13 protein-coding genes are annotated in these 12,341 nt (G+C 61.4%); 5 read left to right on the forward strand and 8 right to left on the reverse strand.

From position 1 onward, the window contains the following. Window positions 1–930: Ig-like domain-containing protein (locus HK439_RS10045; protein ID WP_235987755.1), on the reverse strand; the 930-nt coding region annotated here is incomplete at its 3' end. 250 nt (window positions 931–1,180) lie between these two features. Here HK439_RS10045 and HK439_RS10050 point away from each other — a divergent pair. Continuing rightward, window positions 1,181–1,786 (forward strand): TIGR00730 family Rossman fold protein, encoded by a 606-nt coding sequence (locus tag HK439_RS10050; RefSeq protein ID WP_190291282.1) that lies wholly within the window; start codon window positions 1,181–1,183, stop codon window positions 1,784–1,786. A 34-nt stretch (window positions 1,787–1,820) separates the two neighbouring features. Here the strand turns inward: HK439_RS10050 and rarD are convergent, their stop codons facing one another. From rarD to cysS, 5 genes are read right to left on the reverse strand one after another with little or no spacing between them, the layout of a single operon-like run. After that, the gene (gene rarD, locus HK439_RS10055; protein ID WP_190291283.1) at window positions 1,821–2,753 is read right to left on the reverse strand and encodes an EamA family transporter RarD; all 933 of its coding nucleotides are present in this window, start codon (window positions 2,751–2,753) and stop codon (window positions 1,821–1,823) included. Window positions 2,754–2,776: 23 nt separating this feature from the next. Beyond that, complete coding sequence (gene cimA / locus HK439_RS10060) at window positions 2,777–4,372, reverse strand: citramalate synthase (protein WP_190291284.1); 1,596 nt, start codon at window positions 4,370–4,372, stop codon at window positions 2,777–2,779. A 25-nt stretch (window positions 4,373–4,397) separates the two neighbouring features. Then, window positions 4,398–4,865 carry a GFA family protein gene (locus HK439_RS10065; protein WP_190291285.1) on the reverse strand — a complete coding sequence of 156 codons (468 nt, stop codon included), beginning with the start codon at window positions 4,863–4,865 and terminating at the stop codon, window positions 4,398–4,400. Further along, entirely contained in the window at window positions 4,862–5,350 is a 489-nt protein-coding gene (locus HK439_RS10070) for a GFA family protein (RefSeq protein ID WP_328804133.1), read from the reverse strand. Before HK439_RS10070 ends, HK439_RS10065 begins: the two co-directional genes overlap by 4 nt. Continuing rightward, window positions 5,347–6,768 carry a cysteine--tRNA ligase gene (gene cysS / locus HK439_RS10075; protein WP_190291286.1) on the reverse strand — a complete coding sequence of 474 codons (1,422 nt, stop codon included), beginning with the start codon at window positions 6,766–6,768 and terminating at the stop codon, window positions 5,347–5,349. The genes HK439_RS10070 and cysS overlap by 4 nt, the downstream gene beginning before the upstream one ends. Window positions 6,769–7,074: 306 nt before the next feature. On the opposite strand from cysS, the gene HK439_RS10080 reads away from it, so the two are divergent. The 3 genes from HK439_RS10080 to HK439_RS10090 all read left to right on the forward strand — a co-directional run bounded on the left by HK439_RS10080 (window position 7,075) and on the right by HK439_RS10090 (window position 9,468). Then, a complete protein-coding gene (locus HK439_RS10080; protein ID WP_209011704.1) occupies window positions 7,075–8,733 on the forward strand; it encodes a L,D-transpeptidase family protein in 1,659 nt (552 codons plus the stop codon). A gap of 136 nt (window positions 8,734–8,869) precedes the next feature. After that, window positions 8,870–9,058 (forward strand): sugar transporter, encoded by a 189-nt coding sequence (locus HK439_RS10085; protein ID WP_190291287.1) that lies wholly within the window; start codon window positions 8,870–8,872, stop codon window positions 9,056–9,058. Window positions 9,059–9,123: 65 nt separating this feature from the next. Further along, a complete protein-coding gene (locus HK439_RS10090; protein WP_190291288.1) occupies window positions 9,124–9,468 on the forward strand; it encodes an ArsR/SmtB family transcription factor in 345 nt (114 codons plus the stop codon). Window positions 9,469–9,561: 93 nt separating this feature from the next. On the opposite strand, the gene HK439_RS10095 is transcribed toward HK439_RS10090, so the two are convergent. Both HK439_RS10095 and HK439_RS10100 read right to left on the reverse strand, forming a co-directional pair. Beyond that, a complete protein-coding gene (locus HK439_RS10095) occupies window positions 9,562–10,065 on the reverse strand; it encodes a CreA family protein (RefSeq protein ID WP_190291289.1) in 504 nt (167 codons plus the stop codon). Window positions 10,066–10,185: 120 nt separating this feature from the next. Then, entirely contained in the window at window positions 10,186–11,331 is a 1,146-nt protein-coding gene (locus HK439_RS10100) for an MBL fold metallo-hydrolase (RefSeq protein ID WP_190291290.1), read from the reverse strand. Between the two features lie 488 nt (window positions 11,332–11,819). On the opposite strand from HK439_RS10100, the gene HK439_RS10105 reads away from it, so the two are divergent. Then, entirely contained in the window at window positions 11,820–12,323 is a 504-nt protein-coding gene (locus HK439_RS10105; protein WP_190291291.1) for a MarR family winged helix-turn-helix transcriptional regulator, read from the forward strand. The last annotated feature ends 18 nt before the right edge of the window (window positions 12,324–12,341 follow it).

Consider the following 12,341-nt stretch of genomic DNA (forward strand, 5'->3'; position numbering starts at 1 on the left):
GGCTTCGGCGGCGGGGGCTTCGGCGGCGGGCGCTTCGGTTTCAGCAGGGGTTTCCGGCTCGGCCGCTGCGACCGCCGTCTCCTGCTCCGGTGCAGCCGGGGCAGCCGGAGCCGGGGCCTCGGCCATTTCCGGCTTTTCCGCTTCGCCCTGGCCGGTCGCGGAGGGCGCTTCCGGCGCCGAGGCAGCCGTCTCAGGAACCATGACCGACGGTTCGCCGGAAGACGTTGTTTCAGGCTCCGGCTTGGTTTCCACGACGGGTTCAGCCGTTTCCGTTTCGGGGGCGGACGCGACGACGGTTTCCCCGGCGGTTTCCTCCTTGGCCGGTTCCTCGCTGCCCGCGGTCTGGACCGTTTCGGGCTTCTGCAGGATATCGGAAGGACCTTCCGGCTTGTTCAACACCACCAGCGGCCGGCTCTTGCCGTCATCGGGAACCGAAACGGCAAGGCGCTCGGTCGATTCATGGGTGGTGTTGCCGGCATCGTCCTTGACCTCAAGTCCGACGTCGTAGTCACCCGGCCCGAGCGGCTTTTCCAGGATGATCGTCCATTCACCCTTGTTGTTGGCAATGCCCTTGCCGACAACCTGCCCATTGGCCGTCAGCGCGACGATGGAACCGGGGTCGGAGCGTCCCGCGACGACGGTTTCGCCCGTCGGCTCCACACCGACCGCGTCAAATGTGAGCTTTTCCGTCTCAGCCTTGAGATCCGGACCGTTTTCCTTTTGCGCTCCCGCATCGGCTGCTTCCGGTTGCGACGCGCTCGGCTCCGCCGTTCCCGTATTGGATGCAACCTCGGTGGTTTCCTCGCCCGAGGAAGCCGGTGCTTCGGCGGTCTTCTCCTGCCGGTCCATGTAAAGGTAACCGGTCGTCAGCGCTGCACCGCCCACGACGACGGCAGCTATCAGGCTCCAGATCACGCTCAGCTTCGTCATTGCCATCCCATCCGGGTTCTTCCCGGGCTGTTTGCCCGGCCAAGATCCGTCAATCTCCCGGCCTGTTAATTGTCCTGCCCTGCGACCTGCCTGCGGCGGATCCTGCAAGGCTCACACTATTTCGGCCAACCCTTGTCTAAAGCCATGAATATACGTCTTTTTAGGTGTCGGCAAGAAAACCGGCCAATTCTCCGCTGCCATGCACAATCGAATGCTTGACCGGTCTGGCCGGTAATGCCACACATTCCCTATGACAACATTTTCCAGCGTTTGCGTATACTGCGGCTCCAGCTTTGGTACCGATCCGGTCTATGAGGCTGCGGCGACACGTATCGGTCAGTTGATTGCCGAAAATGGCCTGCGTCTCGTCTATGGCGGCGGCTCGGTCGGCCTCATGGGCACGACCGCCAAGGCGGCTCTCGATGCAGGCGGCCTGGTGACCGGCATTATCCCGCATTTCCTGGAAAAACGCGAGGCGATGCTCACGGCCCTCGATGAACTGATCGTGACCAAGGACATGCATGAGCGCAAACAGCTCATGTTCCAGAAATCCGACGCTTTCATCGCCCTGCCCGGCGGCATCGGGACGCTGGAAGAAGCGGTTGAAATGATGACCTGGGCCCAGCTCGGCCAGCACAAAAAGCCGGTCGTTCTCGTCAACATCAACGGCTTCTGGTCGCCGCTTCTGAAGCTGCTCGACCATATGCGGCACCAGGGCTTCATCCGGCCGGATACGGAAGTTCCCTACCTGGTGGCCCGGAGCGCAGACGATGCCTTGCCGATGATCCAGGATGTTCTTTCCGGCAAGGACGTCGAGGGCGAACCCTCAGGTTACGCACCGATCGAGAACATGTAAAAACCGGATCGCCGGCGGCCATGTGCGGGGGAACCTACGCGCTCTTTGCCGTATGTCGGACGTTTGCCTTCCAGCGCTTCCAGGAATCAAAGCTGAACACCGCCAGGGCGCACCAGATGAACCCGAAGGTGGTCAGGGTCGCGGGGTGGAGCGGTTCGTTCCAGATGAACACGGCCGTGACGAAATGCAGTGACGGCGCGATGTACTGCATCAGGCCGATCAGGACCATCGGCAACCGCCGGGCCGCGGCCGAAAACAGGATGAGCGGCAGGGCCGTCACGATGCCGAGCCCGGCCAGCGCCAGGAACACGGACGGCGTGCCAAGCCTCAGGATGTCGGCGCCGGACGCGACCTGCAGCAGCAGATAGCCCCCAGCGATCGGCAGCAGCAGCACCGTTTCCATCCACAATCCCGGCGTCGCCCGCACCGGCGTGATCTTGCGGATATAACCGTAGCCGGCGAAGCTGAAGGCAAGATAGAGCGACACCCAGGGCAAACCGCCCAGCAGGACCGCCTGCAGCGCCACACCGGCCGCGGCCAGGCCGACCGCAACGCCCTGCAGGAGCGACAGTTTTTCACGCAGGACAACAAGCCCGACCAGGATGCTGACCAGCGGGTTGATGAAATACCCCAGACTGACGTCGAGCACCTTTTCATGCTCGACGGCCCAGACGAAGACCAGCCAGTTCACGGCGATCAGCCCCGCGGAAACGCACAGAAGGCCGACCAGACGGGGATCGCGGGCAATTTCCCCGACCTCCCGGGTGCGGCGCATCACCATCAGGAAGGCACCGACGAAGAGCACGGACCAGACGATGCGCTGCGCGACCACGACTTCCGGCGCAACCGTATCGACCAGCTTGAAATAGCCAGGCAGAATGCCCCAGAGCCCGTAGGCGCCGAGCGCGAACAAAATCCCGGTACGGGTTTCGTCAGGCGCCGATCCGGCCGATGCCGCCTGTGTCATGGATTGACCTTTCGGAGGGCGCGTCAGGCCGCCTCGGCCTTCAAAAGCGCATAGGTGATGGAATCGACCAGTGCCTGGAACGATGCATCCACAATATTGCTGGAGACGCCGATTGTGAACCAGCGCCGGTGACGGCCGGTGTCGTGGCTTTCGATCAGCACGCGCGTGACCGCGCCGGTGCCCCCGTTCAGGATACGGACCTTGTAGTCGACCAGTTCCAGTCCCTCGATCGCCGACTGGTATTTGCCCAGGTCCTTTCGCAGCGCCTTGTCGAGCGCGTTGACCGGACCGTTGCCTTCGGCGACCGACATGCGGGTTTCGCCGTCGATGTCGAGCTTGACCACGGCCTCCGATACGGAGACCAGATTGCCGATCGCGTTGTGACGCCGCTCCACCATGACGCGGAAGGAATTCACGTCGAAGAACTGCGGCACCTCGCCGAGCACGCGGCGCGCCATCAGTTCGAAGGAGGCATCGGCGGCCTCATAGGCGTAACCTTCCGCTTCCTTCTGCTTTACTTCGGCAAGCAGCCGATCCAGGCGCGGATCGGACTTGGCAACCTTGATGCCGAGACGCTCCAGTTCGCCTAGCAGATTGCTCTTGCCGGCCTGATCGGAGACCAGAACACGACGCCGGTTGCCGACAGCCTCGGGCGGCACGTGCTCGTAGGTCTGCGGATCCTTCAGGATGGCCGACGCGTGAATGCCGGCCTTGGTGGCGAAGGCGGTTTCGCCGACGTAAGGAGCATGCCGGTCCGGCGACCGGTTCAGCATCTCGTCGAAGGCGTGGGAGATGGACGTGATCTCGGCCAGCTGGTCGTTGGTGACCCCGAGTTCATATTTTTCCCGATAGGCCTGTTTCAGCTTCAGGGTGGGGATCAGGGTGATCAGATTGGCGTTGCCGCAGCGCTCGCCGATACCGTTCAGCGTGCCCTGGATCTGGCGCACGCCGGCATCGACGGCCGCCAGCGTGTTCGCGATCGCATGGCCCGTGTCGTCATGGGTGTGGATGCCCAGATGGTCGCCGGGAACGACCTCCCTCACCTTGCCGACAATCTCCTTGACCTCGTCCGGCAGCGTGCCGCCGTTGGTGTCGCACAGAACCACCCAGCGCGCGCCGGCCTCATAGGCGGTCTTGGCGCAGGCAAGGGCATAATCCGGATTGGCCTTGTAGCCGTCGAAGAAATGTTCGCAGTCGATCATCGCCTCCCGGCCGGAGGCGACCGCCGCCTTCACCGTATCGGCAATGGATTCCAGGTTTTCCTCGTTGGTGCAGCCCAGCGCCACGTCGACATGATAGTCCCAGCTCTTGGCGACAAAGCAGAAGGCATCGGCCTTGGCCGCCAGGATTTCCTGCAGGCCCGGGTCGTTGGAAACAGAGCGTCCGGCCCGCTTGGTCATGCCGAAGGCGGTAAACGTCGCCTTGTTCGTCCTCCTTTCGGAGAAGAACTCGCTATCGGTCGGATTGGCGCCCGGGTAACCGCCCTCCACATAGTCCACGCCCAGCCGGTCCAGCAGTTCGGCAATCGCGATCTTTTCGGTCACGGAAAAATCGATGCCGCTGGTCTGCGCGCCGTCGCGGAGGGTGGTGTCGAAAAGGTAGAGGCGTTCCCTGGTCATTTTTCTAGTTCCTGTCGCCGGCTTCTTAGGCCGGCCAGTTTTCCGTGTCGTGGTCCGGGTGTTGATAGGAGACAAGGTCTTTAAAAAGCGCTTCGGCCTGGGCCGCTTCCGCCGGCTCGCGGGATGGCAGCTTGTCCAGCCCCTCGCACCAAGGGATGCGGCTTTCCAGTCCGACCTGCAGCACCGGTGCGGCGATCGAGGGATCGTCCAGGGTGCAAATGGCAATCTCGGTTCCGAAGTCCTCGAACTCATAGGTCAGCGGCGTCCCGCAGGTCCCGCAGAACCCGCGGCGGACCTTGCTCGAACTCTTGAACTGTTTCGGCGCGCCGCGCGTGAATTTAATGCTCTTTGCCGTCACCAGCGGGGCGAAGGCATTGCCGAAGGCTTTCTGGCACATGCGGCAGTGGCAGATCGAGGCGCGCCCGAACGCGCGGACCTCGTAGCGCACGGCGCCGCACTGGCAGCCGCCTGTAGCCGATCCCGCAGCCGTCATTGCTGTTCTCCCTGCGGCCAGCTGTCCGTGTCCTCATCCGGGTGCTGATAGCTCACCATGGTCGCGAGGAACGGCAATGCAATCTCGTCCTCTTCGGAGCGGGTTCCCGGCAGGCCGGTCAGCCGGTCCGCATAGGGCAGCTTGCCTTCCACGCCGTACTGGACCGTCGGCACGATCTCTTGCGGGTGATCGAAGGCGCCGATCGCCAGCCCGAGGCCGTCGGGCGCCTCATAGGTCAATGGCGTGCCGCAGTCCCGGCAAAAGCCCCGGTGGACATGGTTGGAGCTCTGGAAATAGGCCGGCTCGCCGCGGGTCCAGGTGAGTTCCGCCCCCTTTTCGATGCCGACCAGTGGCGCATAGAAGGCTCCAAAGGCCTTCTGGCACATGCGGCAATGACAGATGGACGCCGTCCCGAGCCCCCCATCGACCCGAAACCGCACCGCCCCGCACTGACAACCGCCGGAGTGGGATTCAGACTGTGTCACCGCTTGACCTCCCAGGTGGTGATGCGCTGGCCGGTTTCGGAGTCTTTTGAATCCTTTAGAAGGATTCCTTCAGACGCCAGTTCGTCCCGGACGCGGTCGGCATCGGCCCAGTTTTTCGCTTCGATGAACGCCAGACGTTCGGCGACGCGGGCGTCGATCGCAGCATGATCGAGATCGGCTGTTTCGGCCTTGACCGGGGCAAGCCCCAACAAGGAAGCAGAGGCAGAATATTCCGCCAGCCTTGCGGGATCCTTTTGCGCTTCGGAAGCGAGTGCGTGCAGCGCCTGAATGGCTGCGACCGTGTTCAGGTCGTCGTCCAGCGCATCGACAACCTCCTGAGCAGGTGCTGCCGCCCCTTCGACAAGATCCGGCCACTTGGACAAGAGCCGCTCCGCCTCTTCCAGTTTGCGGACGGAAAAGTCGATCGGCTCGCGGTAGTGGGTCATCAGCATGGCGAGACGCAGGACCTCGCCCGGCCATTGGCGGCCGCCGAAGGTTTCCGTGTGCAGGAGATCGTGGATGGTGACGAAGTTGCCCTCCGACTTGGACATCTTCTTGCCCTCCACCTGCACGAAGCCGTTGTGGAGCCAGTAGTTGGCCATGCGGTCGTTGCCGTGGGCGCAGCAGGACTGGGCGATTTCGTTTTCGTGGTGGGGAAAGATCAGGTCGAGGCCGCCGCCGTGGATGTCGAATACCTCGCCCAGATGGGCCTCGCTCATGACCGAGCATTCGATATGCCAGCCGGGCCGTCCGCGGCCCCAGGGGCTGTCCCAGCCAGGTTCCTCGGCGGACGACTGTTTCCAGAGCACGAAATCGCCCGGGTTCTTCTTGTGGCCTTCGACCGCGATCCGGGCGCCTGCCTTCTGTTCGTCCAGATTGCGCTTCGAGAGCGCCCCATAGGCCGGCATGGAGGCCGTGTCGAACAGCACCTCGCCTTTCGCCACATAGGCGTGATCCCTGGCGATCAGGGTCTCGATCATCCCGATCATGCCAGGAATATGTTCGGTTGCCCGCGGCTCCACGGTCGGATCGAGGCAGCCGAGCGCCCGAACGTCGGCGTGATACTGATTAGCCGTCTTTTCGGTCACCTGACGGATGGCGTCGTTGAGGCTCATGCGGCCCGCCTTAATCTCCGATCCGAAATCCCGCAGGGCCCGCGCGTTGATCTTGTCGTCGACGTCGGTGATGTTGCGCACATAGGCGACATGGTCCGCGCCGTAGAGATGACGCAGCAGACGGAACAGCACGTCGAAGACGATCACCGGCCGGGCGTTACCGATATGGGCGAAGTCGTAGACGGTCGGCCCGCAGACATACATGCGCACGTTCGCCGGATCGATCGGGACGAAGTCCTCCTTCGATCGGGTCAACGTATTGGTGAGCTTCAGTCCTTTGGAATTGGACGTTGCTGCGCTCATGGCAATCGGTCTCCTGGCCGGCTGGCCGGGCGGTCCGTCTTAAGGAGCAATTTGCCAAGAGGGAACGGCCACAGCCAGCGGTGTCGCTAGCTGCAAATAATGGTGATCGAAATGATGTTCCGTGCGGCCGTCATCATGGGCGCTGTTATGGCCCGCTTTCCGCCTGCCGGTCAAGGCGCAATTCAACCTGCCGTTTTGGCGACAGTTTTATCCGCATCCGGCCGGAGACCTTGTTTAACTGGACTGTCCGCAGAACTGCGCTACGCTCGGCGCGGTCGTGGCGAATCAAGGCGAGATGTTTTCCTCATGCGCATGACGTTCTTTCAATCGATACTCTGTGCCGGACTGGTTCTGGCGATTCCGCACTTTTCCGACCTGCCGCTTGTCGGAACCGCCCAGGCCCAATCGACCGCGCAGGAACCGGCGGTCACCGCCCCGGAAACCTATCCGGAGCCGGACACGCCGCTTGCCAAGGGGATCCGCGACGCGATTGCCGAACTGGACGATACCGAGGTTACCGAGTTTTACGCCAGGCGCGGGTTTGCAACGATCTGGCTGAACAAGAACGGGTTCAACGAGCGGGCGCATCTGACGATCGCCGCCTTCGCCGATGCCAATGCCCATGCGCTCAATCCGGAGAACTACGGGCCGCTTGAATTCATCAGCCGAAGCGAGAACGCGCGTTCGCTCGAGGACTGGGCTTCCATCGAACGGGACCTCACCCGCCAGTTCCTGCGCTACGCCACGCACCTGTCCTCCGGACGGGTGCAGCCCAACGAGGTCAACAAGGCGCTCAATATCTTCCCGCACCGGCCGAAGACGTCCATCCTGCTGGAAAATGTGGTTAGCGCCACCGACTATGCTGCGTTTCTGGAAACCTTGCCGCCCAACACGCCCCAATACGCCCGGCTTCAGCTGCGTCTGGCGGAATACCGCCAGAAGGCTGCCGAAGGCGGGTTCACGGTCATTCCCGAGGGCGAGGTCCTGAAACCGGGCATGACCGACAGCCGCCTCGGCGTGTTGCGCCAGCGCCTGATCGAGGAAGATTATCTGAACCCGACCATCCCAACCGGCGATGTCTATGACGGCGCGCTCGTCGACGCGGTCAAGGAATTCCAGTCCTATCACGGCCTGGACGTCGACGGTGTCATCGGCGCCGATACGCTCAGCGAAATGAATGTGCCGATCGAACAGCGCCTGATCCAGATGGAACTCAACATGGAGCGCCGCCGCTGGATGCCGGATGACCTCGGCGAGACCTATGTCTTCGTCAATCTGGCCGACCAGGTGCTGAAGGTGGTCAAGAAGGGCAAGACTTGGTTGGCGACGAAGGTCGTGGTCGGCAAGCCTTATCACGCCACCCCGGTCTTTACCGGCGAGATGACCTACGTGGAAGTTAATCCCTACTGGAACGTTCCCTACTCGATCGCGACCAAGGAATATCTGCCGAAGCTGCGGAAAAATCCGGGCGTCCTGTCCTCGCAGAACATTCGGCTGTTCGAAGGCGGGACGGAGATATCGCCGTCACAGATTGCCTGGAGTTCCTTTTCCCCGTCGAACTTCCCCTTCAAGCTGCGGCAGGACCCGGGCAACAAGAACGCGCTCGGCCGAATCAAGTTCATGTTCCCGAACAAGTTCAACATTTATATCCACGACACGCCCGCCAAGTCGCTGTTCGACAAGGCACAGCGCTCTTTCAGCCACGGCTGCATTCGCGTATCGGATCCGTTCACGCTCGGCGACATGCTGCTAGCCGACCAGGGCTACGACAAGGCGCGCCTGGAAGCGATCCGGGACACCGGCGAACGCACGATCGTCAAATTGCAAAAGCCGATCCCGGTCCACATCACCTATCTGACCGCCTGGATGAACAAGGACGGGTCCACCCACTTCCGGAAGGATATCTACAAACGAGACGCTGTTTTGCTGAAAGCGCTGGCCCGCGCCATGACAGAAAATCTTTAAACAAGGAAATTCAAATACTTACATCCCGTTAAGCTATTTGAACGGAAGCTGAACGCACCGCTCAGCATCGGTTCAAGCGCGCTCCCCTATGGTCCCGACATCTTCAAGGGGTCGGAACCAGTGCAGGAGTATCGAGATGTTCGCCCGTTTGCTTGCGTTTGCATTCATAACCTTAATGCTGATCGGACCTTTGGCCGCACTTGCAAGTTTTGCCAGCTACCCTCACACTTCCAACGCTGCGATGCAGCAGAAAAGCATGTGCCTGACGACAGGCATCGGTTGCGGCTCCGGTCACATCCTGCTTCCGGCCATCGGGCGCATGTAAACAATCCTAACCGTAAAACCTGACTTTGCTTGCAGGTTTTCCAATTTTTTGGCATGTTCCGTCCCATGGATTACAAAGCACTTGAAGAAAAATCGGAAGATGCGGCAGGCTTTCTGAAGATGCTCGCATCCGGCCCCCGGCTGCTGCTGATGTGCCAGATGTGGGACAAGGAATGCAGCGTCGGCGATCTTGCCGAGAAAACGGGAATGCGCATGCCGACCGTGTCGCAGCAGCTTTCGCTTCTGCGCGCGCAGGGCCTTGTCGAAACCCGCCGGGACGGCACGACCATCTATTACAAGCTGGTCAGCAAGGCCGCCCAGGACATCATGGGCATCCTTTACGCGCATTTCTGCCAGCCGCAGCTTCCCGATACGGTGTCCCAGATGCTCGAGGCAGAGCACGCGGACTAGACCTTGGCCGGGCACGACCCGACAGGCACAGACAGACAAAAAAGGCTGCCCGATCCGGGCAGCCTTTTTGCTTTCCGCCGTTAATCGCCGGCGTCACTTCTTCATGTAATCGCTGCAGCGCGGCGCGGCTGCGTCGCCCCATGGCATAATCGGCACGGTCGATGTGGAATTCTTGGGGCTGCCCTCGATCAGCTTGTCCGAATAAACCAGATAGACCAGCACGTTCCGCTTGGCATCGCAGCCGCGGACAATGCGCATCTTCTTGAAAAGGAACGAGCGGCGCTGGCGGAACATCTCCTCGCCCTGCTCGAATTTCTCCTTGAAGACGACCGGCCCGACCTGGCGGCAGGCAAGAGAAACGTCGGAAACTTCCTCAGCCACACCGATCCAGCCGGAAATGCCGCCTTTCTCGGGAACCGTGAAGTGGCAGGCGACGCCCTCGATAATCGGATCGTCGATGGCGTAGGTGGCCAGCTTGTGGTCCGGTGTCAGGAACTTCCAGACCGTGGATTTCTTGAAAATGAGATCGGGTTCATCGGCCGCAAAGACAGAGCTCGCGCTCAGGACAAGGGCAAGGGCGGCGGCTGCCAGGCGCATGGAACTTTCCTTCGAAGACAATGTCAGACGTTTCCGATGTGGGAACGCCGCCCCTTCATGTCCAGTCCACCAGTCCGGGGCAGGCTTAAAGCATGCCTCACAGGGTTATCGCCTGATGCCCTAGGCGCCGGCCGGTTCCAGGTTTCGGTCGGTTTTTTCCTTTTCCCCGTCCGCGCCATCCGCGGCCTTTTCGACCGCCTCGGTATCACCTGCGATATCGTCCAGCGACAGGTCGAGAACATCGCCGTCTACCTCGGATTCTTCACCGGCAGTGTTTTCCACGGCCCCTTCGGGCTCTTCCTGCGCAGAGACACCCTGCAGGGCATCGGCCAGATCCTGGTCCCTTTCCGTGGTCCAGATCTGGGGGATGTCGAGACCCTGGGCTTCGTCATAGGCACGGGCGACGTTGAACGGCAGATGCCGCTCATAGTCCACGAACGAGGCAAAGGCCGGATCCATGGCTTCCCTCACTGCGGCATAGGTTCCCTTCAATCCCTTGCCTTCCTGAACGCAGAAGGCCGCAGTATCGCGCAGGAGGACCAGAAAACCGGCGGTCGCGGAAACAGCCTCGTCGATCCGTTCAGCTCCGACCAGTGCCCTGCCGCGACCCGGCATCAGCGCATTCGGCCGGAAAGCCGCGATACGGCTGAGGGCTTTGGGCCAATCGGTCAGATGGGCATCGCCGCAATAGCAGGCCGCCTGATTGGCGACCAGGTCCCCGGCGAACAGCACGCCCGCGTCCGGCACCCAGACGACCACGTCGCCCATGGTATGACCGCGTCCCAAATGCATGAGCCGCACGTCCCTGCGCCCGAGGTTGATTGTCATGGAGGACGCGAAGCTCATGGACGGCCGGATTTGCGCCGGCAGCCGCTTCGCCCCGCCGAAAAGCTCCGGCGTGCGGGAAAGAGAGGCCGATCGATCCGCCTGGCCGCGTTCCTCGATCATGCGCCTGGTCAGGTCCGAGGCGATGATCTCGCTGGGCTGGAAAGCCGCAGCGCCCAGGCTGGAATCCGCATGATAGTGGGTCAGAACCACATATTTGACGGGCTTGTCCGTAACCTTGGCGATTTCGGCCAACACCGCTTCGGCGCCGTTTGCCGTCGGCTGGGCATCCACGACCAGAACCGAACTCTCGCCGATAACCACGCCGGTATTCGAGCCCCCCTCGACACAAAAGGCGTAACAGTCCCGCCCGACTTCGCGGAACGTGGTTTTCCTGTCCGGCTTGCTGGTGTCGTTCTTGGCGGTAACGTTTTTGTTCATGGCCGTCTCTCGTTTTATTCTGCGCGGTCGGCGAGTGCCGTCGAGCGAACCAATCCCTGTGCAAAGGCTCCCATTACCTCTGGTATGGAACACGGTCTCAGGATAACGAACCGATTCGCAAATACTTGCCGTCTAATCATTCCTCAAGCGCCGCCTTTTCAACAGATAGATCACATTTTGTGGACAACTACTAGATATAGAAAGTCCTCTTGCTCCGGGTGCCGGCGCGTTTCTTCGCAACGGCGGCGTCATCACCTTCGCAGTGCTTTCGCCATCGCGCACAGCTTTTGCTAACCGGCAACAATGGCAGTATCTGGACAAGCGATTTCGTAATACCAATCATGGTTGACCATGGCCTAATCGGGGCACGCTGCCGTTCACGAACGCAAGGCGCCCCTGCCGGTCACTGCAAACCCGGGCCGGATGCGCCATAACTTGCCGCGGCCGGTATACCGGATGAGCCTTGTGCGAGGTTGGATAGGCGGGAAATGAACGATGTAAAAAAATCTTCTCCAGCTGCGGACCAGGGATCCGAACAGGATGACGTCCTGGCGCTGGAGGAATTCCTGCCCTATCGCCTGGTGGTCCTGGCCGAAGAAGTCAGCCGTTCCTTTTCGCAGATCTACGCCGCGGAATTCGGCATCGGCATTCCCGAATGGCGGGTCGTCGCCGTCATCGGACAATGCCACCAGGTGACGGCGAAGGTCGTCGGCGAACGCAGCACAATGCACAAGACAAAGGTCAGCCGGGCCGTCGCCAATCTCGAAAAATCCGGCCTCGTGACCCGCGCGCCCAATCCGGAAGACATGCGCGAGAGCTTCCTGACGCTCACCCCCAGGGGGCAAAAAATGTACGCGGACCTCGTTCCCAAGGCGCTTGCCTTTTCCAAGATGCTGATGGAAGCCCTGGCCCCGGAGCAGCGGAAGGCGCTGGAGGAGATCATTGCGCAGTTGACGAAGGCCTCGAGCTCTTTCCGCACCTCCCGAAAATAAAATTTTCGCCCGGCAAAG

The sequence above is a fragment of the Roseibium aggregatum genome, assembly GCF_014692675.1.
Taxonomy (GTDB): domain Bacteria; phylum Pseudomonadota; class Alphaproteobacteria; order Rhizobiales; family Stappiaceae; genus Roseibium; species Roseibium aggregatum_C.

Coding starts and splice junctions, on each gene's coding strand:
- HK439_RS10105 (WP_190291291.1), top strand. CDS start 11,820: ATGAACGATGTAAAAAAATCTTCTCCAGCTGCGGACCAGGGATCCGAA.
- HK439_RS10050 (WP_190291282.1), top strand. CDS start 1,181: ATGACAACATTTTCCAGCGTTTGCGTATACTGCGGCTCCAGCTTTGGT.
- HK439_RS10080 (WP_209011704.1), top strand. CDS start 7,075: ATGCGCATGACGTTCTTTCAATCGATACTCTGTGCCGGACTGGTTCTG.
- cimA (WP_190291284.1), bottom strand. CDS start 4,372: ATGACCAGGGAACGCCTCTACCTTTTCGACACCACCCTCCGCGACGGC.
- cysS (WP_190291286.1), bottom strand. CDS start 6,768: ATGAGCGCAGCAACGTCCAATTCCAAAGGACTGAAGCTCACCAATACG.
- rarD (WP_190291283.1), bottom strand. CDS start 2,753: ATGACACAGGCGGCATCGGCCGGATCGGCGCCTGACGAAACCCGTACC.
- HK439_RS10085 (WP_190291287.1), top strand. CDS start 8,870: ATGTTCGCCCGTTTGCTTGCGTTTGCATTCATAACCTTAATGCTGATC.
- HK439_RS10095 (WP_190291289.1), bottom strand. CDS start 10,065: ATGCGCCTGGCAGCCGCCGCCCTTGCCCTTGTCCTGAGCGCGAGCTCT.
- HK439_RS10065 (WP_190291285.1), bottom strand. CDS start 4,865: ATGACGGCTGCGGGATCGGCTACAGGCGGCTGCCAGTGCGGCGCCGTG.
- HK439_RS10100 (WP_190291290.1), bottom strand. CDS start 11,331: ATGAACAAAAACGTTACCGCCAAGAACGACACCAGCAAGCCGGACAGG.
- HK439_RS10090 (WP_190291288.1), top strand. CDS start 9,124: ATGGATTACAAAGCACTTGAAGAAAAATCGGAAGATGCGGCAGGCTTT.